The organism is Bacillus mexicanus (assembly GCF_050445615.1).
GTDB lineage: Bacteria > Bacillota > Bacilli > Bacillales > Bacillaceae > Bacillus > Bacillus mexicanus.
Genome location: NZ_JBCEYV010000001.1, coordinates 1,586,803 through 1,609,574, shown reverse-complemented (window position 1 = coordinate 1,609,574; position 22,772 = coordinate 1,586,803). Strand labels below are relative to the sequence as shown.

The window sequence follows — 22,772 nt, the reverse complement described above, 5'->3', positions numbered from 1 at the left end:
AAAAAGAGAGGGGTCTTCTAATTTGGGAGCAGAGTTTTTAGTAGGCAGGTCCGGGAGTGGAAAAACGAAGCTGATCATCGACAGCATTCAGGATGAGCTGCGCCGGGCTCCATTCGGGAAACCGATCATTTTTCTAGTCCCGGATCAAATGACGTTTTTAATGGAATACGAGCTTGCTAAAACGCCTGATATGGGCGGAATGATACGTGCTCAAGTGTTCAGCTTTTCACGGTTGGCCTGGCGAATCCTCCAGCATACGGGAGGAATGAGCAGGCCGTTTCTGACGAGCACCGGTGTACAGATGCTCCTGCGGAAACTCATTGAGGAGCATAAACAGGAGTTCAAAGTCTATCAAAAAGCAAGTGATAAAAGCGGATTTACCGCACAGGTTGAACGGATGCTGACAGAATTTAAGCGATATTGTCTGGAACCGGAAGATATTCGCCGGATGGCGGAAAGCGGAACGGCGTCCGAGTATCGCGGGGAACGTATTTTATCTGAAAAACTTCATGACTTATCGATTCTGTATCAGCAGATGGAAAAAAGCCTTGCGGATCAATATCTTCACTCGGAGGATTATTTGACATTGCTGGCAGAGCATATCCCGCTGTCAGAGGATGTAAAAGGCGCGCATATCTATGTGGACGGCTTTTATCAGTTTACGCCGCAGGAATTCAGGGTGTTGGAGCAGCTGATGGTTCATGCAGAGCATATCACGTTTTCGCTCACAGCGGACAAGCCGTCTTACGAACGGGAGCCGCATGAACTGGAATTATTCAGAATGACGGGAAAAACCTATTACCGCCTGCACGAAAAGGCGAAGGAATTGAATTTGGACATTACGTATAAAGAGCTTAGCGGGAGTGTACGGCATACACGCACACCGGAATTAGCGCATCTAGAGGCGCAGTACGAAGCGCGTCCTGCCGTCCCATATGCAGAAAAACAAGAGGCCTTTACTGTCATGCAGGCCGCAAACAGACGAGCAGAGCTTGAAGGCATTGCCCGGGAAATTCACGCTCTTGTCAGAGAGCAGGGCTATCGCTATAAGGATGTAGCGATTCTCGCACGCCAGCCGGAAGACTACAAAGATATGGTGAAGGAAGTTTTCGCTGATTACGAAATTCCTTATTTCATTGACGGAAAAGCATCTATGCTGAACCATCCATTAATCGAATTTATCCGCTCAAGCCTTGATGTTCTGAAAGGGAACTGGCGTTATGAAGCCGTGTTTCGCTGTGTGAAAACCGAACTGTTATTCCCGCTTAACGAGCCGAAGACTAAGGTGAGAGAACAGGTCGATCAGCTTGAAAATTACTGTATCGCCTACGGAATCAAAGGCGATCGCTGGACAAAGGGCGACCGTTTCCATTACAGACGTTTTGTATCGTTGGATGATGATTTTGCGCAAACCGATCAGGAAATCGAAATGGAAAACATGCTGAATGACACACGTGACTGGATTGTTCCGCCGCTTTTTCAGCTGCAAAAACGAATGAAAAAAGCAAAGACGGTTCAGGAGAAGGCGGAGGCGCTCTACCGCTATTTAGAAGAAACGGATGTTCCGCTGAAGCTGGATCAGGAAAGACAGCGTGCCGAAGAAGAGGGCAGAATGATCGAAGCGCAGCAGCATCAGCAGGCGTGGGATGCAGTCGTTCAGCTGCTTGAGGAGTTTGTTGAAATGATGGGAGATGATGAGATTTCTCTAGACTTGTTTCAGCAAATGATGGAAGCCGGCGCGGAGTCGCTTACATTTTCTCTCATTCCGCCTGCGCTTGATCAGGTATTTGTCGGCAATATGGATTTATCGAGAATGTATGACACCTCTTGCACCTTTGTGCTGGGGGCAAATGATGGCGTTCTGCCAGCGCGACCAGATGAAAACGGAGTGCTGTCGGACGATGACCGGGAATGGCTGAAAACAGTTGGGGTTGAGCTTTCCTCAGGTGGGCGAGAGCGGCTGCTTGACGAGCATTTCCTCATCTATATGGCGTTTTCCAGTCCGTCTGACCGGCTTTACGTATCGTATCCGATTGCGGATGCAGAAGGAAAAACGCTTTTGCCGTCGATTGTCATTAAGCGGCTGGAAGAACTGTTTCCGCAACATAAGGAGCGTCTGTTGACAAACGAACCTGAACAGGTCAGCGATGAGGAACAGCTTATGTATGTTGTCAATAAAAGCGTGGCACAGTCCTTTACCGCGAGCCAGCTCAGATTATGGACTCGGGAATACGACATCAGTGACGTCTGGTGGAGCACGTACAATGTGCTGATGAGCGAGCCGGACAGGCTGCAATCGAAAAAGCTGTTTTCAAGCCTGTTTTTCCGTAATGAAGTGAAGCAGCTTGAACGAGGCGTGTCGAGACAGCTCTATGGTGAACGCATTCAGGGCAGTGTATCGAGAATGGAAACCTTTAACGCGTGCCCGTTCTCCCATTTTGCGTCACATGGACTGCATTTGAAGGAACGGCAATTTTTTAAGCTCGAAGCACCGGACATCGGCCAGCTGTTTCATTCCAGCTTAAAGCTGATTTCAGACCGGCTGCGTGAGCAAAAAATGGATTGGCGTGATTTAACGAAAGAGCAGTGTGAGCTGTTTTCCTATGATGCGGTCGAGCGGCTGGCGCCGAAACTGCAAAAGGAAATTCTGCTTAGCTCAAACCGGCATTTTTATGTAAAAGAAAAACTGCAAAAGATTGTGACACGAGTGTCCGGCATTTTAAGCGAGCATGCGAAAGCGAGCGGATTCGTGCCGGTCGGTCTTGAACTGGGCTTCGGAGGAAAAGGGCCGCTTCCGCCGCTTACCTTTAAGCTGAAAAACGGCTGCACGATGGAGCTCGTCGGACGAATTGACCGCGTCGATAAAGCGGAAAGCTCAAAAGGCCTGCTTCTAAGAATTGTCGATTATAAATCAAGCGACAAAGGTCTTGATTTAGCGGAAGTATATTACGGACTTGCGCTGCAAATGCTGACATACCTTGATTTATCAATTACACATTCCGCCGACTGGCTCGGAATGAGAGCAACGCCGGCCGGAGTGCTGTATTTCCATATTCATGACCCGATGATTCAATCTCATCTCCCGCTTGGGCTTGATGAGATTGAACAGGAGATTTTTAAGAAATTTAAAATGAAGGGCTTGCTCCTTGGCGATCAGGAAGCGATTCGTCTCATGGATACGACCCTTCAAGAGGGACGGTCAAATATCATCAACGCGGGCTTGAAAAAAGATGGCTCTCTCAGATCGGATTCTGCTGCAGTCGGCGAAAAGGAATTTGAACTGCTGACGAAGCATGTGCGCCGCACCTTTGAAGAAGCAGGTGAACAAATCACCGACGGACGCGTATCGATTGAGCCGTATAAAATGAAGAACAAGACGCCGTGCACGTACTGTGCGTTCAAATCAGTATGCCAATTTGATGAATCATTAGAAGAAAACGAGTATCGCTCGTTAAAGGCTGAAAAGGACAAGACGATACTTGAGTGGATGAAAAAGGAGGCGGATGGCAATGAACATTCCTAAACCGGCAGACAGCACGTGGACAGATGACCAATGGAATGCCATTGTTTCAACCGGCCAGGATATTCTTGTGGCGGCTGCTGCGGGCTCCGGGAAAACCGCTGTGCTCGTTGAACGAATGATCCGGAAAATCACCGCGGAGGAAAACCCGATTGACGTAGACCGGCTTCTTGTTGTGACATTTACAAACGCTTCAGCGGCAGAAATGAAACACCGGATCGCAGATGCTTTGGAAAAAGAGCTTGTAAAACGCCCCGGTTCACTGCATATCAGACGCCAGCTGTCTCTTTTAAACCGAGCCAGCATTTCGACACTTCATTCCTTTTGCCTGCAAGTGCTGAAGAAATATTACTATTTGATCGACCTGGATCCGGGTTTTCGGATTGCTGATCAAACAGAAGGCGAGCTGCTAGGGGATGAGGTGCTTGACGAGCTGTTTGAAGACGAATACGCAAAGGGCGAAAAGGCGTTTTTTGAGCTTGTTGACCGTTACACGACAGACCGGCACGATCTGGATCTGCAATTTCTCGTCAAACAGGTGTACGAGTATTCCCGCTCCCACCCAAACCCAGAGGCATGGCTGGAAAGCTTTGTCCATCTGTATGATGTAGCGGAAAAAAGCGCCATCGAAGAGCTTCCGTTTTATCAATATGTTAAAGAGGATATCGCGATGGTGCTTAACGGGGCGAAGGAAAAGCTTCTGCGCGCGTATGAGCTGACGAAAGCGCCGGGCGGCCCGGCGCCGCGGGCCGACAACTTTCTTGATGATCTTGCGCAGATTGATGAACTGATTCAGCATCAGGAGGATTTTAATGAACTTTATAAGCGGGTTCCCGCCATTTCTTTTAAGCGTGCGAAAGCAGTAAAAGGGGACGAGTTTGATCCTGCATTGCTTGATGAAGTGACAGATTTGAGAAACGGTGCAAAAAAACTTTTGGAAAAACTCAAAACTGACTACTTCACAAGAAGTCCTGAGCAGCATTTGAACAGCTTAGCCGGCATGAAGCCTGTTATTGAAACGCTCATACAGCTTGTCATTAGTTTTGGAAAGCGATTCGAAGCCGCGAAGCAGGAAAAATCAATCATCGATTTTTCTGATTTGGAGCATTACTGTTTGGCGATTTTGACAGCTGAAAATGACAAAGGTGAACAGGAGCCGAGCGAAGCGGCAAGATTTTATCAGGAGCAGTTTCATGAGGTGCTTGTTGATGAATACCAGGATACCAACCTCGTGCAGGAATCGATCCTGCAGCTCGTCACAAGCGGGCCGGAAGAGACGGGCAACCTGTTTATGGTAGGAGATGTCAAACAGTCGATTTATCGATTCAGATTGGCGGAGCCGCTCCTTTTCCTCTCCAAATACAAGCGGTTTACAGAAAGCGGAGAAGGAACGGGACGGAAAATTGACTTGAATAGAAATTTCCGAAGCAGGACTGATATTTTAGACAGCACAAACTTTTTATTTAAACAGCTGATGGGCGGCAAAATCGGTGAGGTTGATTATGACGAGCAGGCTGAGCTGAAGCTTGGTGCAGATTATCCGGACAATGCTGAGACGGAAACAGAGCTGCTGCTGATTGACAACTCTGAACAGACGGATGCAGGCGAGGAAGCAGAAGAGCTTGAAACAGTGCAGTTCGAAGCGAAAGCGATCGCTAAGGAAATTCGCAAACTGGTTTCATCGCCATTTAAGGTATATGACGGAAAAACGAAAACACATCGCAATATCCAATACCGGGATATCGTGATTTTGCTTCGTTCCATGCCGTGGGCGCCGCAAATCATGGAAGAGCTGAGAGCTCAAGGCATACCGGTTTACGCCAATTTAACGTCAGGTTATTTTGAAGCGGTCGAAGTCGCCGTCGCGCTTTCTGTGCTGAAGGTGATCGATAACCCGTATCAGGATATTCCGCTTGCCTCCGTGCTGCGCTCCCCGATCGTCGGGGCTGATGAAAATGAGCTGTCCTTGATCAGGCTTGAAAACACAAAAGCGCCATATTATGAAGCGATGAAAGACTATTTGGCTGCAGGCGACCGAAACGATGAGCTTTATCAAAAGCTGCACACATTCTACGGACATCTGCAAAAATGGCGTGCGTTTTCGAAAAACCACTCCGTATCTGAGCTGATTTGGGAAGTGTACCGCGACACGAAATACATGGATTATGTCGGCGGGATGCCGGGCGGAAAACAGCGTCAGGCCAATTTGCGGGTTCTCTATGACCGGGCGCGCCAATATGAATCGACAGCATTTCGCGGCCTGTTCCGTTTTCTGCGGTTTATCGAACGGATGCAGGAGCGGGGCGATGATCTTGGAACGGCGCGAGCGCTCAGCGAGCAGGAGGATGTAGTCCGTTTAATGACCATCCACAGCAGTAAAGGGCTCGAATTTCCTGTCGTGTTTGCAGCGGGGTTGGGCCGCAATTTCAACATGATGGATTTAAACAAATCGTACCTGCTGGACAAGGAGCTCGGATTTGGCACGAAGTTTATTCATCCGCAATGGCGCATCAGCTACCCAACGCTTCCGCTCATTGCAATGAAGAAAAAAATGCGCAGGGAGCTGCTGTCAGAGGAATTGCGTGTTCTGTATGTTGCATTAACGAGAGCGAAAGAAAAACTGTTTCTGCTTGGTTCGTGTAAGGATCATCAGAAACAGCTCGCAAAATGGCAGACGTCCGCGTCCCAAACGAACTGGCTTCTTCCTGAATTTGACCGCTATCAGGCAAAAACGTATTTAGATTTCATCGGCTCGGCTCTTGCCAGGCACAGAGATATGGCGGCTTTGGCGGAAAACGATGCCGCAACGCATGCGGACATCTCAGGTCACCCGGCGCGTTTTGCCGTCCGCATGATTCATTCCTATGATTTGCTGGATGATGATCTGGAAGAAAGAATGGAAGAAAAAAGCGAGCGCTTAGAAGCAATCCGCAATGGTGAACCGGTTCCCGGCGCGTTTGCTTTTGATGAAAAAGCCCGCGAGCAGCTGAACTGGACCTACCCGCATCACGAGGTAACGCAAATTCGCACAAAGCAATCGGTTTCTGAGATCAAGAGAAAAAGAGAGTATGAGGATGAATACAGCGGCCAAGCTCCCGTTAAACCTGCTGAAGGAAACATGTTGTACAGGCGTCCTGCTTTTATGATGAAAAAAGGCCTGACAGCGGCGGAGAAAGGGACGGCTATGCATACGGTGATGCAGCATATCGCGCTGACACACATCCCAACGATAGAAGAAGCAGAGCAAACGGTGCAAAAGCTTTATGAAAATGAACTGCTCACTGAAGAACAAAAAGCCGCTATTGATATTGGAGAAATCGTTCAATTTTTCCATACGGCAATTGGCGGACAGCTGATCGGTGCGAAGTGGAAGAACCGTGAAGTGCCATTCAGTTTAGCGCTTCCGGCAAAAGAGATCTATCCTGATGCACAGGAGGCGAATGAACCGCTTTTGGTGCAGGGAATCATTGATTGCCTTTATGAAACGGAAGATGGTTTATATCTCTTGGACTACAAATCTGACCGGATTGATGGCAAATTCCAGCACGGATTTGAAGGAGCGGCACCGATCTTAAAGAAACGATATGAAACGCAAATACAGCTGTACACGAGGGCTGTTGAGCGAATTGCAAATACAAAGGTAAAGGGATGTGCGCTTTATTTCTTTGACGGAGGGCACATCCTCACATTATAGCGAGATCCGTATGCTCTGGGGATTCAAGCGGAGCGGATCTCGTTTTCTATACAAAAGAGAGGTGAAAGCATTTGCGTATTTTACATACGGCTGACTGGCATCTAGGAAAAACGCTGGAAGGAAGAAGCAGGCTGAGTGAACAGGCCGATGTGCTTGATGAATTGAATACGATTGTAAAGGAAGAGCAGATCGATGCCATTGTTATGGCGGGGGACGCATTTGACACCGTGAACCCGCCGGCTTTAGCCGAACAACTGTTTTATGAAAGCCTGTCTGCGCTCAGTGACAGAGGAAAGCGTCCGATTGTTGTCATTGCCGGCAACCATGATAATCCTGACCGCTTATCCGCCGCTTCACCGCTGACACATGAAAACGGCATTTATTTAATCGGCTATCCGACAACAGAACCGCTTCACATTGAAGTGCCTTCAGCAGGGGAGCTTTTAGCGGTCGGAGCACTGGCGTATCCATCTGAAGCGCGATTAAATGAAGTGCTATCCGATACATTTGATGAAAAGCTGCTCCGCGATCATTATGACGTAAAAATCAGGCAGGCGTTTGAGCATATGACAAGCCGGTTCCGTAAAGAGGCCGTGAAGGTTGCCGCCAGCCATATTTATGTCGCAGGCGGAAACCAAACGGATTCAGAGCGGCCGATTGAAGTCGGCGGCGCTTATACGGTGGCTGCTGAAAGTCTGCCCGCGGATGCCGCATATGTGGCACTCGGCCATTTGCATCGCCCGCAAACGATCAAGCGGGCGCGGACGCTTGCGCGTTATTCAGGTTCGCCGCTCGCCTACAGTTTTTCTGAGGCAGGCTATGCCAAGTCAGTGACAATTGTGGACGCGAAGCCGGGAGAAGAGGCTTCTTGGAATGAAGTATTATTATCGAGCGGCAAACCCCTTGTGAAGTGGAAAGCCGTAAATGGCGTAAGCGAGGTGTACAGCTGGCTTGATGAAGGCAGGGATCAGAATGCTTGGATTGATCTGGAAATCCATGTGACGGACCAGCTCTCACTTGAAGACATTCACAGACTGCGGAAGGCGCACCCGGGCTTTATCCATATCAGGCCGGTTTTCGAAGAACAAAAGAAAGACCGGGAACGGATCGAGGTTAAACATGTGTCGATTGAGGACCGCTTCAAGAAATTTTATGAAAAACAAACAGGCGGCGCAGTGCCGGATGAAGAAATGGTGAAGCTGTTTTTAGAGCTTGCATCAGGTGCAGAAGAGGAGGATGCGACATGAAGCCGATCGCCTTAAGCATTAAGGGGCTCCATAGCTTTAGAGAGGAGCAGACGATAGATTTTGACGGCCTTTCCGGCGCAGGGGTTTTTGGTATCTTCGGCCCGACAGGAAGCGGTAAATCCTCTATCCTCGATGCAATGACGCTTGCTTTATACGGAAAGGTGGAGCGGGCGGCAAACAATACACACGGGATCTTAAACCATGCGGAAGATACGCTGTCTGTTTCCTTTACCTTTGCGCTTCAGGCGAATCATCAAACCTCTTACAAAGTTGAGCGCGTATTTAAGAGAACAGATGACATGAAGGTAAAGACAGCACTTTGCCGCTTCATCGAAATCAAGGATGAACAAACGGTGCTGGCGGATAAAGCCGGCGAAGTGAACAAAAGAGTGGAAGAGCTTTTAGGGCTGACGATCGACGACTTTACGAGAGCTGTGGTCCTGCCGCAAGGGAAATTTGCTGAATTTCTGTCTTTAAAAGGGGCGGAGCGCAGGCATATGCTTCAGCGCTTATTTCATTTAGAGCAGTATGGAGACCGGCTTGTGAAAAAGCTGAGACGGCAGGCGCAGGAAGCCAATGCTAGGAAAAATGAAATGCTGGCTGAGCAGTCCGGTCTCGGCGAGGCGAGTTCAGAAGCGGTTGAGCAGGCGGAACAGGCTCTTAAACAAGCGGAAGCCCGGCTGGAAGCCATGAGGAAGAATCGTGATCAAGCAAAAGAGCGGTTTGCTGAGCATCAGGAGATTTGGAATGTGCAAAAGGAAAAAGCCGCTTATGAAGAAGAGAAAAAACGTCTGGAAGAAAAACATCCGCACATAGACAGCATGCAAAAGCGTTTGCAGGAAGCCGAAACAGCTGCCGCTCTGAAGCCCTATGCCGACCGGTATGCAGAAACGATCCAGCATGAGGATAAAGCTGAAAAGGAACAAACGCTTGCCCAAAAGAATGTAGCAGAGCGGACTGCTTTCTTTCATCAAAAACAAGAAGAATATGAAGCGTGGCGCCGGCATAAAAGCGAGAAAGAGCCTGCGCTTTTAACGGAACAAGAACAGCTTTCCCGCTTGCAGGAGATCGAAATCAAACGGAGTGAAGCCAAACAAGAGGAAGAGCACAAAAAGGCTGAACTCCGACAGAAAGAAAAGGCTCTTCAATCTGTCATGAATGAATTGGAGACGGTAACAGATCGTCTGACACGGGGACAAAACAGACAGACGGAATTGAAGCAGCAGCTTAAATCTCTGCAGGTGACCTCTGATGAGCGAAAAAGCTGCCAGAAGGCCGCAGAAATGGCTCTGCGCATCAGACAGACTGAGGAGCAAATCACAAAAGAGAAAAAACGAAGTGACGCATTGAACCTCATCCTGCAGAAGATGAATGAGGAGAAGCGTACACTTGTTCAAAAGAAAGAAGCAGAAGAAAACAACATCATTCAGGCATATGAGGCGGTACAAACGGTGTATCATATGGTGTGCGAGACGGAGCGTTCATTCAACCAAATGATTGAGCAGGCCAAAAAGAGACAGCAAACGCTTCACGCGCAGCGTGAAAAAGCAAGGGTGGCACTGCTGACAAAAGAATTAGCTGAAAAGCTGACTGCCGGAAAGCCTTGTCCGGTCTGCGGTTCAACCCATCATGATTCATCTGCCTCTGTACATGAAACATATGAGCTCGACAGCAACCTTGAAGAAAACATCAAACAGACAGATGTGTTATTGACGGAAGCGGCAGCTCTCGGCCAAGAGATTCTGTCAGCCAAAATCACGCTTGAAGAACAGTCTGCACGCTGTATTGAACAGTGTCCGTTTTTACAAACGATTCAAGCACCGAACCTTGAAGCGGCAGCTTCTTACGAGAATCAGCCGGTCAATGAAGCGTTTGATGCAGCTGTATTAGAATGGAAACGAGTCAAACAGGATATTCTTTCTGTGAAAACACGAATGACACAAATGATCAGTGCTTACCAGGAGTCTGTAAAAAAGGTCGATCAGTATAATGAAAAAATCGGTTTTGAAAAACGAGAGGCTGATCGGATTGAAGGCATTATCGCCGAACTTCAGTCCTCGATGGACAGCCATCTGAACATGTTTAAAGAAGCATTTCAGGATCAGTCTGTGGATGAAGCGGAAAAATGGCAGCAAGCCATTGAAGAAAAGGACCGGGCTGCGGAAGAATGTGAAAAACGGATTGAAAAAAGCATCGCGTTTCTTGCTGAGTATGAAGCACAAAAGGAAAAGCTGCGGGAATCGGGACACCAGCTGGAACGGGAAAAGCTGGAGCTTCATTATGCGGCTGAACGAATCAAAAGCGTAATAGCTGATTATGAGCGCGAACTCGGTGGTTACGCAAAAGGTGATTCGATCAAACTCAAACTCAGCACTGTCCAGCAGGATCTAAAGGTGTTAAAGGAAAAAGAACAAATTCTGTATGAAGAACTGCAAAGCGCCCAAACGACGCTTAATCAGGCGAACAGCCGCGCTTCAGCAAGCGAGATCGCCCTTCGAGAGGCAAAGGACAGATTGGAGAAAGCAGAAGCTGCTTGGCTTGAGCATGCAAAAAGCACCCCCTTTACTCGGACTGAAGAGGTGGAGCAAAGTCTTATTCCGTCAGATGAGCTTGATAAGATGAAAATTGGAATCGACCAGTTTATGGATAAAGTGAAGCAAAATACCGCAAACTTAAAGCGTGTGGCGGAGAGACTTGCCGGACGATCCTTATTAGAGGGCGAATGGAACGAAACCGTTACGGCATTACAAGAAGCAGAGGACGCACATGGCGCAGCTATAGAGGAAAAAGGCGCGGCGGCGAAAGCGCTGGCCGTCATTCGCGACCATCATAAACGGTTTAATGAAATTGAAGCGGAACTAAAAAAATGGCAGACGCATATCGACAGGCTGGACAAGCTGCAAGCTGTGTTTAAAGGGAATACCTTCGTCGAATTTTTAGCTGAGGAGCAGCTTGAAAGCGTTGCGCGGGACGCGTCAGCAAGACTTGGCATGCTGACGAGACAGCGTTATGCCATCGAAGTAGATTCAGAAGGCGGGTTCGTGATGCGTGATGACGCGAATGGAGGCGTCAAACGCCCGGTATCCAGCTTGTCTGGAGGAGAGACCTTCCTCACCTCGCTTTCTCTCGCTCTTGCGTTATCTGCACAGATCCAGCTGCGCGGCGAATACCCGCTTCAGTTCTTTTTCTTAGATGAAGGATTTGGCACTCTGGATCAGGATCTTCTTGATACGGTTGTGACCGCTTTGGAAAAACTGCAGTCAGACAATCTGTCTGTCGGTGTCATCAGCCATGTGCAGGAACTGCGGGCGCGGCTTCCGAAAAAGCTGATCGTCCATCCGGCGGAACCAAGCGGCCGCGGAACACGGGTATCACTTGAGTTGATGTAAGGGAGGAGCGGATATGGCAAAGCAGACTGCTGGAATATGTGAGCTGTGCGGCCGGAGAGATGTCCAGCTGACAGAGCATCATCTCACACCGAAAGAGGAAGGCGGCACATTTCTGCCGACAGCGATGCTCTGTATTCCTTGCCATAAACAGATTCATGCTTTATATACCAATCAAGAGCTCGCGGTTCGTTTAAACGGAATAGCTGAACTTCGAAGTGATCCGCAACTGGCCCGGTTTGTCAAATGGATCAGAAAGCAGCCGCCTGAGAAGCTGATCAAAACAAAGAAATCAAATGAACGAAAAAAGAAAAAATGACTAAAAGCAGCCCTCTCTTTGTAAGAGCGGCTGCTTTTATCCGTTTCCAACCATATCCTGATCGCTGACATCGGGGTCTATATAGTTTGTCGCGTTGACTGCGTTGTTTAATAGAAGGAAATCTCCTGTGTTTCCTGCTCCCGAACCGAGCGCAGATTTTGAAGAACTTTTCGGAGAAAGGTAAAAGGAATCACCGAAGTTTACGACTCCGCCCGATATGGAATTGATAGCTATAGGCCCGACAATTGCTGGCATAAACGACACCCTTTATCGAAGTCTCTGTTTATTATATGCTTTGGTCGGGCGATTGTGAGCGCGGAGGAGACTGAATCTGCCTAATATGTTTGATTCTCGCATCGCCGCGAATAAGAGAAACCGACCCCGCATGAAAAACAGAAGAGGATGACACCCCTTGAATTTTAATGTTGTGGACCTGGATAATTGGCACCTCATGGTAAAATGCGCTTTGTACACCTGTTTCAGGAATCGGGAGAGGTGCGTGCTGCTGAAAGATTTGATACTCTTTCCTGTTAAATGAGCCTTCATTACTGTAAAACGTAGACTGTGAGCGCTGAACAGCCAATACTTTTAGTTTCATATCGATTTCGTTTGTGTCGCCGGCTTGAAACACACTTGCTATTCCAAGAGAGTTAAATTTAATCATCCTGATGCGGGGTATGCGCTTCAGCATTATTCTGACGGCAGCTGAGCAAGCGGCCCGATAATAAGAGATTCAGGCGGTGTATCGAAAATAGATGACAGATAGATGGATTCAGTGTCTCCAATATGAAAAACAGAAGAGCTGGATACACCATTCATCCGGATATTCCCGACTTCCAGGTTGCGGTTGATGACTGTAAAAATCATGTTTGCTCATCTCCTTTCATTTCGGGTGGGATATGCTCCAGAAAATGCTCTACAGCACGAATTACGTCCTTCTTCACATGCTCAGCGATATGTTCCGCATATTGTGCAGGCGGTGTATGTTCTTCTTTTTTGATATGGGACATGTAATAGTGAATCCTGCTGTCCATTTGTTTTCTGATGTCTTCAATGACATGATGTCTGTTTGTATCGTCAAGCCTGCTGTCATATTGGTTTTCAAGCTGCTCCAAAACACTTGGGATTTCCTCGGTTAAGTACATATCGACATTCTGGCGGATCTGCTGCATGAGCTGGGCACTCTCTTCCTGCTGCATCATTCCGATTTCAGGTGCAGTTTGGTTGACTTCAAAATTCTGGACGCTGTTCGGATCTGTCGGATTTAAGCCAATATTTAAAGTCCCTTCAAGCCTTTCAATTTTCAGCTGATCAAATTTATACTCAACACGTTCAATCGTAGTAGCCGGCCTCTGTTTCACCGTATTCATTTCAGATTGAATCTCTTTCAGCTGGCGTTCGAGCTGCTGAATATGAAGCGCCTGCTGCTGAACAAAGGAATTCAAGTTTTGCAAGTAAGAGGAAACAGATTGATCATACATATTCTTCACCTCTTTCATATGATTAACGGCCAGGAGGCTGGAGCGGGACCAATGAACCTGTATCGGGTTCCTGTAATTCGATTGGCTGCCCCAAAGCCGAAACCTCTGGTGCCGGTTCGACATAGCTGCCCGTATTATACAGGTTAGACAGAGATTTGATTGACCCTGCGCTTCCAATTTGCAAAATGGAGGAGTTGCTGATTGATTCAAGCCGGATATAGTTAATTTGGATTGTTTGATTAATGTAGAAATTCATGAAGCCTCGCTCCTTTTACGCATTGCCTGCGATCGGCTGATCTATCACATCGTTGTCATTTACATTCGTCGCGTTTTGGTAATTCATGACCTTGAGGCTGTCGCCGGTATTAAAGCTGCCGGCACCGGCAAACGTTCTGACCTGTGCCTGAGGAGAAATCGTAATGCAGTCTCCGATATGAACGACGGCGCTCGTACCAATCGCATTAATTTTGAACGCTCCGACAATGGCCGGCATACGAGCACATCCTTTGTTGTGAAATTGAAAAAATAACGATTGATTTTGTTTTCAATTGGGCGATTCATGATAGCTTATGACAAACGCACATATGTGTGAGAGGAATTTTAAAGGGATTTACCGACTTTGAATATTAAACATAGTCTGAGCGGAAAAAGAGGCGGCGGATGCCGCTGTCTGCCTGCATGATGTTGTTTTTTTGTAGACATGTTTTTGAGAGTATGTCGTGCTGCGGTATATTACGATTTTCGGGCGGCATATTTTCGCCCTGAGGGATATCCCGATGTATGCTGAGCAAAAAGCGTAGTTGCATGCGGTGTGTTCCAATCGCTTTAGAACATGATTTACATCCGGGAGTTTTCATGATATCCCCCAAACATCATTTCTTCTTTAATGCTGGTATTCAGCAGGCTATCCAGCTTTTGGCTGCATTGAATCGTTTCCTTTGCATTCATGCCGTACTTTTGTGCTGTTTTGATTAGTGTGTCTCTCATCGCTTCAATTTTCCTGTTCATTACACGATCTCCAATTCTAGAATTTATTTTGATCAACAGAGGATATCGTTAGTATAACTTATTTTGACTGAAAAGGTTGCCTTTCGTCAATTTGGCTAAAAATGCGACAATTTTTTCTGCGGCCTTTTTTATAGGAATAGGGACTATAGCCTTGCTAAGTGTGCTTGCAAAAAGTCCTGCCGTTCTTCAATTTCTCTAAGTATGTTTGTCTGCTCCTTTTCGAATGAGAGGGGGCTTTTTTTTATGAAAGGATCATCATTGGCTTTTTGACAAATGTCAAGACACCATTCGTTAATGAAGGGAGACAATCCTTCAATGGTGAACGACCGGTTCAGCACGTTTTTCATTAACGTGTGATATTGAGACCGGAAGGCGGGGATGGAAAGAAGCCGTGACGAAAGGGTCCGTCCTTTTGTCAGCAGCGGGTCGTCGTCAGATTTTCTATGGGCGGCAAGCGATCTGGTCTCAATCGGGGAAACATGCAACCGGCCGTATTCGTTTAAACAAAATGTGTAATAAAATCCTTGATTGGTACAGGCACTGCCGATCAGCCACAAAAAAAACAGTTTGACATCCAAATACATTTTAACGCGTTCAGCTAATTCATCATCTTCAGCTGTGTGGATCAGCGTCAAAAACTCGGGTGAGAACGCAGCAGATCCATCTTTCAAAACGGACAGCGGAACCCTCGGATCGGCTGTCTTTACACGGCAACTTGTTCTATCAGATAGCTGATCGTTTTTGATCTCTAAATAAATGCCTTCCGGCTGGCCGTTGATATTCAGAAAGCTATACGAGGCAGCGGGAGCGGGAACGCCAATCTGGTTAAAAAAACAATAAGCGAGCCTGCGCCTCATCAGGGACGGGTCATTCTGTTCTGCATTCAAAAAAAGTGTGCTTTGACCTAGCGGAGACTGTTCCCATTTGATTTCATAGGATGCTTTTTCTGCCTTATCACGCTGTGTGAGAAGAATGGGAGATACTGATTGATCCATTATCAGAAGCCCTTTGGCAGTACCTTCATGATTCAGCTGCTGCCGATGAAAAAATAAATGTATGATCTTCATATTTATTCCTCCTCCTCAAAACGACATTGTATGATATGTGCAGCAAGCCAGTCCTGAAACGAAATGAAACGGATATGAGAAAAAGGGATTTCAGCATTCGACAGAGAATACATGAAGGAGCATTCTGATTTAAAAGATGATGGAGGAATAACATGAAATTTGCGACAGGGGAACTTTACAACCGTATATTTGTCGGCCTGATCATTGATGATGAGAACATTATGGATTTACAAAAGGCTGAAAAAAAACTGTTTGAACTTGAAACGATTCCGGGATCGCTGATTGAATGTATCGCAGAAGGGGATAAGTTTGTTGCGCATGCAAGACAGCTGGCCGAGTGGGCAAAGAAACCGAATGATGAGCTGGGATCCTTTGTTTATTCGTTATCTGAGGTAAAGCTCCATGCACCCATTCCGAAGCCGTCAAAAAATATCATCTGCATTGGCAAAAACTATAGGGATCACGCAATTGAAATGGGAAGCGAAGCTGATATTCCGGAGCACCCGATGGTATTCACAAAATCGCCGGTAACGGTTACAGGGCATCATGATATTGTAAACAGCCATGAAGACGTCACTTCTCAGCTTGACTATGAAGGAGAGCTTGCTGTCGTCATCGGAAAAAGCGGCACCCGCATATCGAAAGAAGACGCCTATGACCATATCTTCGGATATACGATTGTAAATGATATCACGGCGCGTGATCTGCAAAAAAGACATAAGCAGTTTTTTATCGGAAAAAGCCTTGATACGACATGTCCGATGGGACCTGTGCTTGTCCATAAATCATCGCTTCAAGAGCCGGAGCGCCTCAAGATTGAAACAAGAGTCAACGGCGAGATGCGCCAATCCGGTTCGGCGAGCGATATGATTTTTTCTATTCCAGAATTGATAGAAACCCTCTCAAAAGGGATGACGCTTGAAGCGGGAGACATCATTGCCACCGGTACGCCGTCTGGTGTCGGAAAAGGATTTACGCCGCCAAAATTCCTGAGGGCAGGTGACAAAATCGACGTTACGATTGAATTGATCGGAACGCTGTCAAACCAAATCGGCTGAAACAACCAGGAGGGCGGACGCGAACCCGGCCATTTTTTCTGAGATTCATCTTTGTGGCAGAGGACAAGTTCATGGTACTATAAGTGAGGTAATTTATCTGATAGGGGGAACCTGTATGACACACTTACATATTACAACATGGGTGGTAGCGCTGATTCTGCTGTTCGTCAGCTACTCGCTGTATTCGTCAGGAAGTGCGAAGGGAGCAAAAATCACTCATATGATTCTGCGATTATTCTATATCCTTATTATTTTGACAGGTGCTGAGCTGTTTGTCCGTTTTGCCAACTGGAATGGAGAATACGCCGGGAAAATGATTCTTGGCATCATCACCATCTGCCTGATGGAAATGCTCCTCATCCGCAAGAAAAAAGAAAAGTCAACCGGAGGCCTATGGATCGGTTTTGTCATTGTCCTTATTCTGACAGTGCTGCTCGGTCTGCATCTGCCAATCGGTTTTCAATTGTTTTAATAGAAAAAAGCGCAAACCCGGCTCTATGAAAAGAGTCGGGTTGTTTTTGTATATTTATCCCTCAATATTCCTAAATATTTAAAATAATCTTAAAATATCCTGTAAGCGGTATCTTGTTCTATGAAATTATGATACCTTCAAAGAGATTCACTATTTTACAGGAGGGATATCATGAAACGAAGAAAATTCAGCTCGTTTATGGCGGCGGTGCTCATTTTTGCGCTGATCTTCAGCCTTTTTTCTCCGGAAACCAAAGCGGCAGCGGCTGACCCGATCGATCAGGCAACGGCTCTGGAAAATGGCAAAGACCGGACTGGCACCATGAAGGAACCAGAACAGGTGAAATGGTACAAAGTGACCCCGGGAAAAGCTGATATTCAGAAAAACTCACATATGGCATTGAGCGTAAAGAGTGATTCAGTACTGAATGTATCTGTATATCCAAGTAAGGAAAAAGCGCTTAAAGATGAAACGTTTGAGATGTACCGTTCTTACACAGCGGAGGATGGAAAAAGCGAAATCGTTTTTCCATACGCGTGGAGCGGCCCTTATTATGTGAAAGTTGAATACCTCGGAGAAGAAGAACAAGAGGACGGCGAATCAGCAGAAGCAGCGGCGGAAGCCAAATATACGATTGGATATAAAGGTACCAAAAAACAGCCGTCAGATTTAGAAGAGGAAGAAGCTTGTCCGGTGGAAATGAGTGTCGATCAGAAGAAATCCGGAAAAAGCATCCTGGACAAGCTGAGAGCGATTCGTGATGAGCAGTTAAGCCAAACAGCAGAAGGCAAAGAGCTGACAAGCCTTTACTACAAAGCGGCTCCATTTATTGTGGCAAAGCTCGCCCTTCATAAAACAGCAAGAAATGAAATCTATCAGGATCTGGTGACATTAAAGCCATTGTTTGATGACGTGTCAGAAAACGGTGCGTTATCTTCATACAAAGTGACTGAAAAAGATCAAAAAGCAATCAATCGGCTTTATGATACAGCTTTACAATCAGTCCCGTCTTTCCTTAAAAAAGAAGTAAAGAAACAAGCAGAGCGATTCAATATCAAACAGCTGCAAGGCAAGACAGCAGGAGCCATTTTAACCGAAAACAATCTTGCGGCAAAAAGTGAAGTTCAGACAACAAAGGTTATTTTCAAAGTGAAAAACAATAAAAGCCTCTCCTCTGTACATAATGAAATGAAGGGCTTTTCTGCAAGTGCGCAATCGAAAAAAGACATTTCCAATGTGAAAACGGCAAAGAAGCTATTTGACAATCTGTATTCATTTGAGCTTCCGAAAGACGAGAAACAAAACGGCGCATATACGGCAAGTGCAAAACGGGTCAAAAGCGCTGCTGCAACATTATCCAAGATGTCTAATGTAGAATTTGCGGAACCTGTGCAGACATACAAAAGCCTGTCAAACGATATTCAGTATCCTTACCAATGGCCGCTTAAAAATACCGGTGAAGATGGCGGAGTCAAAAATGCGGATGTGAAATACGAGCCTGCCAGCACATTGCTGTCCAAACGCAAGCTGAACGATACATTAATTGCGGTAGTAGACACAGGTGTGGACAGCACGCTTGCTGATTTAAAAGAAAAAGTAAGAACCGATCTCGGCCGCAATTTTGTCGGACGGAATAACAATGCAATGGATGATCAGGGGCATGGGACACACGTCGCGGGCATTATTGCCGCCGAAAGTGATAATGGCTATTCTATGACTGGGTTGAATGCCAGCGCGAAAATTATCCCGGTCAAAGTGCTCGATTCCACAGGCGCCGGAGATACTGAACAAATTGCTCTTGGCATTAAATATGCTGCTGACAAAGGAGCAAAGGTAATTAATTTAAGTTTAGGAGGAGGTTATAGCCGCGTACTTGAATTTGCTTTGAAATACGCTGCTGACAAAAACGTCTTGGTTGCCGCTGCCAGCGGAAATGACGGAGCCAATTCCTTATCTTATCCTGCTTCTTCTCAATATGTGATGTCTGTCGGAGCGACGAACCGCATGGATATGACCGCTGATTTCTCTAACTATGGAAAAGGTTTGGACATTTCTGCTCCAGGATCTGATGTCCCGAGCTTAGTGCCAAACGGAAATGTCACCTACATGAGCGGAACATCTATGGCGACGCCATATGCTGCCGCTGCCGCGGGATTGTTGTTTGCCCAGAATCCTCAGCTGAAAAGAACAGAAGCAGAGGACATTTTGAAGAAGACGGCAGACGATGTTTCCTTTGAAAGTGTAGATGGTGAAGAAGAGGAATTGTATGATGATAACGGCGATCCGATTGATATTCCGAATACGCCTGGAGTAGACTGGCACTCAGGCTACGGACGGCTGAACGTCATGAAGGCTGTCAGCGCAAATGATGTAAAGCTCAAAGTCAACAAGCTTGAAAGCACACAAACAGCTGTCACAGGAAGCGCAAAAGAAGGCACACTTATCGAGGTCATGAACGGCAAGAAAAAACTCGGCAGCGCCAAAGCCGGAAAAGACGGTGCGTTCAAGGTCAAAATCCCGACTCAAAAACAGGATCAAGTCTTATATGTGAAAGCGACAAAAGGTGATGCAAACACATCATACAAAGTGATCGTCGTCAAAGGAAAACCTTCCGGCGCACCGAAAGTAAACGCGGTAAAAACAAAGGATACGGCAGTGAAAGGGAAGGCAAACAGCAAGGCAATGATTAAAGTGAAAAGCAAAGACAAGAAAGTCATTGCTTCTGCCCAAGCTGACGCAAAAGGAACGTTTACGGTGAACATCAAAAAACAAACAGCCGGAACTGTGCTGTATGTCACGGCTACTGATACAAATAAAAAAGAAAGCAAGGATGTAAAAGTGGTTGTTGAAAAATAATCAAAAAGCGGTGCTCGTTGCACCGCTTTTTTTATTTGCGCCCCCGCTGGACTGCTGAATACATAATGGAACGTTTTCCGTTTGAAGCTGTCCATTCAAACCGATCGCCTGTCGTGTCGTGGCTGTAGTGGTGCTGCATCGCGCATTGGGCGGTGTCGTTTGAGAAGTGATAAAAAGATACACCCTGCTCGGCAGGTGTATTCGAAAAGACCCCCTTATTATAGGAAAATACGCAATCGAATACGGATAAGCCAAAGCTGTGCAAATGCTGTAAAAACACCAAAAAGGTTTCGTCATCCAGCGAATCCAAAAGTGTCATGAGCGGCAACTTGACTGATTTTTCATAGCGGATGTGTTCTCCGCCTGAAAGGGAGATGTGTTCCTCGCCGCATGCCAGAATCAATTGATCATGAAAGCCGGCCTGCTTCCATTTTCCTTTATGCTGGATCCAAATTGGGCTGTGATGGAGACTGTCCGCCAGCAGGATATCGCCTTCCCCGTTTTCAATTAAACAGATGCCATCTTCGATGAGAATGGTGCCGTATTCCCATTTTCGTTCCTCTTTATATAACAATTGTTTCCGTTTCATCCATGCTGTCTCCTTTTTCTTCATTCCTCTTCTTTCTTTCCAATTCAAGCCTGTCCCATACAACTCTTTGATGGACAAATCATCTATCTGCCTATAGATGCATAAACTTACTAAGGCGCTGAAAGAAACGAAATTGTTTCGATAGAAATGGGATTGGAGCTGATATCACATGTGTGGAATTACGGGTTGGGTCGATTTTAAAAAGCAGCTCGTCCAGGAAAAACAAACGATTAACAGAATGACAGACACTCTTACCCAACGGGGACCTGATGATTCGAACGTTTGGGGAGAGCATCATGTTTTATTTGGACATAAAAGGCTTGCGGTTGTCGATATAGAAGGCGGACGCCAGCCGATGGCATGCACCTATAAAGGGGATACGTACACCATTATTTACAATGGGGAGCTGTATAACACGGAAGATCTGCGCAGAGAATTGCGGGCGCGGGGCCATCAGTTCGAGCGCACGTCAGATACTGAAGTGCTCCTGCACAGCTACATTGAATGGAAGGAAGACTGCGTAGACCATCTCAATGGCATATTCGCTTTTGCTGTGTGGGATGAAAAGCGTGATCTGCTGTTTGCCGCGAGAGACCGTCTTGGTGTAAAGCCGTTTTTTTACACGAAGCAAGATTCTTCTTTTCTGTTTGGATCAGAAATCAAAGCGATCCTCGCACATCCTGAGGTAAAAGCGTGTGTCGATAGAACAGGACTTTCTGAAATCTTTGGGCTTGGGCCGTCCAGAACTCCGGGTACTGGCGTATTTAAAGGCATTAAAGAAGTCCGCCCGGCACACGCGCTGATATTTTCTAAAGATGGGCTGAATATTTGGCGGTATTGGAATGTAGAAAGCGAAACACATACGGATAGCTTTAATGACACGGTTGCCAATGTCAGATCATTGTTTCAGGATGCGGTGACACGGCAGCTTGTGTCAGATGTGCCGGTTTGTACGTTTCTATCAGGCGGATTGGACTCAAGCGCCATTACAGCGATTGCGGCAGGCCATTTTGAAAAGGAAGGAAAAGCACCGCTTCATACTTATTCGATTGATTACGAAGAGAACGATAAATTTTTTCAAGCAAGCGCTTTTCAGCCAAATGACGATGGGCCATGGATAGAAAAAATGACAGAGGCCTTCGGCACGACGCATCACAGGTGCATCATCAGCCAACAGGATCTTGTCGATCATTTGGAGGAAGCTGTGCTCGTCAAGGATTTGCCGGGAATGGCTGATGTGGACTCATCCCTACTGTGGTTTTGCCGGGAAATGAAAAAGGACTTTGTCGTCAGCTTGTCGGGCGAATGCGCGGATGAGATTTTCGGCGGGTACCCTTGGTTTCATATGGCAGACGTTGAGGCCGGCTTTCCATGGATGCGGTCGACAGAAGAGCGAATTAAGCTGCTTTCTGATTCGTGGCAGAACAAATTGAATCTCAAAGAATACGTGAATGCCAAATATGAAGAAACCTTGGCGGAAACGCCATTATTAGATGGGGAAACGGGTGCGGACAAAGCAAGAAGACAGCTCTTCTATTTAAATATGCTGTGGTTTATGACGAACCTTTTGGATCGAAAGGACCGCATGAGCATGGGAGCAAGCCTTGAAGTGCGGGTGCCATTTGCTGATCACCGGCTCGTGGAATATGTATGGAATATTCCGTGGGAAATGAAAATGCATGACAGCCGGGAAAAAGGCATTTTACGAAAAGCACTCGAAGGCATTTTGCCTGATGACATTCTGTATCGCAAAAAAAGCCCGTATCCGAAAACACATCATCCCGAATATACAAAAGGAGTCAGCGAGTGGCTGAAAGCCATCAGAAGCCAAAAGGACTCTGTGCTCCATACTCTGTTGGACAGAAAACAATTGGATCAGCTCTTAGAAACGGAAGGCTCCTCCTTCAAGGTTCCGTGGTTTGGGCAGCTCATGAAAGGGCCTCAGCTGATCGCTCACCTTGCTCAAATTCATACATGGTTTGAAGCGTATCGCATTGATATTGACGAGAGATAGGTTGTTCTATGCAAATGTTATGAAACGGCGTGGGATATAATTAAAATAAAAAAGGATGGGT

The 22,772-nt window shown here is 46.6% G+C and carries 19 protein-coding genes; 9 read left to right on the top strand and 10 right to left on the bottom strand.

What is annotated here, in order from left to right:
• Positions 1 to 22 precede the first annotated feature (22 nt).
• The 5 genes from addB (at position 23) to hlpB (ending at position 12,166) form a co-directional block, all read left to right on the top strand.
• Positions 23 to 3,523: a helicase-exonuclease AddAB subunit AddB gene (gene addB / locus AAGG74_RS08685; protein ID WP_429675118.1), complete on the top strand. Its 3,501-nt coding sequence runs from the start codon at positions 23 to 25 to the stop codon at positions 3,521 to 3,523.
• Positions 3,510 to 7,214: a helicase-exonuclease AddAB subunit AddA gene (gene addA, locus AAGG74_RS08680; protein ID WP_429675117.1), complete on the top strand. Its 3,705-nt coding sequence runs from the start codon at positions 3,510 to 3,512 to the stop codon at positions 7,212 to 7,214. Before addB ends, addA begins: the two co-directional genes overlap by 14 nt.
• Before the next feature lie 71 nt (positions 7,215 to 7,285).
• A complete protein-coding gene (gene sbcD, locus AAGG74_RS08675) occupies positions 7,286 to 8,461 on the top strand; it encodes an exonuclease subunit SbcD (RefSeq protein WP_429675116.1) in 1,176 nt (391 codons plus the stop codon).
• Positions 8,458 to 11,850 carry an exonuclease subunit SbcC gene (gene sbcC / locus AAGG74_RS08670; protein ID WP_429675115.1) on the top strand — a complete coding sequence of 1,131 codons (3,393 nt, stop codon included), beginning with the start codon at positions 8,458 to 8,460 and terminating at the stop codon, positions 11,848 to 11,850. Before sbcD ends, sbcC begins: the two co-directional genes overlap by 4 nt.
• 13 nt (positions 11,851 to 11,863) lie before the next feature.
• Positions 11,864 to 12,166 carry an HNH nuclease-like protein HlpB gene (gene hlpB / locus AAGG74_RS08665; RefSeq protein ID WP_162102011.1) on the top strand — a complete coding sequence of 101 codons (303 nt, stop codon included), beginning with the start codon at positions 11,864 to 11,866 and terminating at the stop codon, positions 12,164 to 12,166.
• Between the two features lie 36 nt (positions 12,167 to 12,202).
• Here hlpB and AAGG74_RS08660 read toward each other — a convergent pair whose 3' ends face one another.
• The 9 genes from AAGG74_RS08660 to AAGG74_RS08620 form a co-directional block, all read right to left on the bottom strand.
• A complete protein-coding gene (locus AAGG74_RS08660) occupies positions 12,203 to 12,421 on the bottom strand; it encodes a spore germination protein (protein WP_010333667.1) in 219 nt (72 codons plus the stop codon).
• A gap of 31 nt (positions 12,422 to 12,452) precedes the next feature.
• On the bottom strand, positions 12,453 to 12,857 hold the full coding sequence (locus tag AAGG74_RS08655) for a spore germination protein GerPE (protein WP_162102010.1): 405 nt from the start codon (positions 12,855 to 12,857) through the stop codon (positions 12,453 to 12,455).
• The gene (locus AAGG74_RS08650) at positions 12,857 to 13,033 is read right to left on the bottom strand and encodes a spore gernimation protein GerPD (RefSeq protein ID WP_162102009.1); all 177 of its coding nucleotides are present in this window, start codon (positions 13,031 to 13,033) and stop codon (positions 12,857 to 12,859) included. Before AAGG74_RS08650 ends, AAGG74_RS08655 begins: the two co-directional genes overlap by 1 nt.
• Positions 13,030 to 13,647 (bottom strand): spore germination protein GerPC, encoded by a 618-nt coding sequence (gene gerPC / locus AAGG74_RS08645; protein WP_429675113.1) that lies wholly within the window; start codon positions 13,645 to 13,647, stop codon positions 13,030 to 13,032. The genes AAGG74_RS08650 and gerPC overlap by 4 nt, the downstream gene beginning before the upstream one ends.
• Positions 13,648 to 13,669: 22 nt before the next feature.
• The gene (locus AAGG74_RS08640; RefSeq protein WP_162102007.1) at positions 13,670 to 13,903 is read right to left on the bottom strand and encodes a spore germination protein GerPB; all 234 of its coding nucleotides are present in this window, start codon (positions 13,901 to 13,903) and stop codon (positions 13,670 to 13,672) included.
• A 15-nt stretch (positions 13,904 to 13,918) separates the two neighbouring features.
• Positions 13,919 to 14,140, bottom strand: coding sequence for a spore germination protein (locus tag AAGG74_RS08635; RefSeq protein WP_162102006.1), 222 nt, complete (start codon positions 14,138 to 14,140; stop codon positions 13,919 to 13,921).
• Positions 14,141 to 14,273: 133 nt separating this feature from the next.
• Positions 14,274 to 14,504 carry a hypothetical protein gene (locus AAGG74_RS08630; RefSeq protein ID WP_429675112.1) on the bottom strand — a complete coding sequence of 77 codons (231 nt, stop codon included), beginning with the start codon at positions 14,502 to 14,504 and terminating at the stop codon, positions 14,274 to 14,276.
• The gene (locus tag AAGG74_RS08625; protein WP_429675110.1) at positions 14,485 to 14,655 is read right to left on the bottom strand and encodes an aspartyl-phosphate phosphatase Spo0E family protein; all 171 of its coding nucleotides are present in this window, start codon (positions 14,653 to 14,655) and stop codon (positions 14,485 to 14,487) included. Before AAGG74_RS08625 ends, AAGG74_RS08630 begins: the two co-directional genes overlap by 20 nt.
• Positions 14,656 to 14,798: 143 nt before the next feature.
• A complete protein-coding gene (locus tag AAGG74_RS08620) occupies positions 14,799 to 15,722 on the bottom strand; it encodes a CotH kinase family protein (protein WP_429675109.1) in 924 nt (307 codons plus the stop codon).
• Positions 15,723 to 15,874: 152 nt separating this feature from the next.
• Here AAGG74_RS08620 and AAGG74_RS08615 point away from each other — a divergent pair, with 152 nt between their 5' ends.
• The 3 genes from AAGG74_RS08615 to AAGG74_RS08605 all read left to right on the top strand — a co-directional run bounded on the left by AAGG74_RS08615 (position 15,875) and on the right by AAGG74_RS08605 (position 20,108).
• Positions 15,875 to 16,780, top strand: coding sequence for a fumarylacetoacetate hydrolase family protein (locus AAGG74_RS08615; RefSeq protein ID WP_429675108.1), 906 nt, complete (start codon positions 15,875 to 15,877; stop codon positions 16,778 to 16,780).
• 115 nt (positions 16,781 to 16,895) lie between these two features.
• Positions 16,896 to 17,252: a YisL family protein gene (locus AAGG74_RS08610; RefSeq protein ID WP_429675107.1), complete on the top strand. Its 357-nt coding sequence runs from the start codon at positions 16,896 to 16,898 to the stop codon at positions 17,250 to 17,252.
• A 171-nt stretch (positions 17,253 to 17,423) separates the two neighbouring features.
• Positions 17,424 to 20,108, top strand: coding sequence for a S8 family peptidase (locus AAGG74_RS08605; RefSeq protein ID WP_429675106.1), 2,685 nt, complete (start codon positions 17,424 to 17,426; stop codon positions 20,106 to 20,108).
• 31 nt (positions 20,109 to 20,139) lie between these two features.
• Here the strand turns inward: AAGG74_RS08605 and AAGG74_RS08600 are convergent, their stop codons facing one another.
• Positions 20,140 to 20,721 (bottom strand): DUF2777 domain-containing protein, encoded by a 582-nt coding sequence (locus tag AAGG74_RS08600; protein WP_162102182.1) that lies wholly within the window; start codon positions 20,719 to 20,721, stop codon positions 20,140 to 20,142.
• A gap of 145 nt (positions 20,722 to 20,866) precedes the next feature.
• On the opposite strand from AAGG74_RS08600, the gene asnB reads away from it, so the two are divergent.
• On the top strand, positions 20,867 to 22,711 hold the full coding sequence (asnB, locus tag AAGG74_RS08595) for an asparagine synthase (glutamine-hydrolyzing) (RefSeq protein WP_429675105.1): 1,845 nt from the start codon (positions 20,867 to 20,869) through the stop codon (positions 22,709 to 22,711).
• Positions 22,712 to 22,772 lie beyond the last annotated feature (61 nt).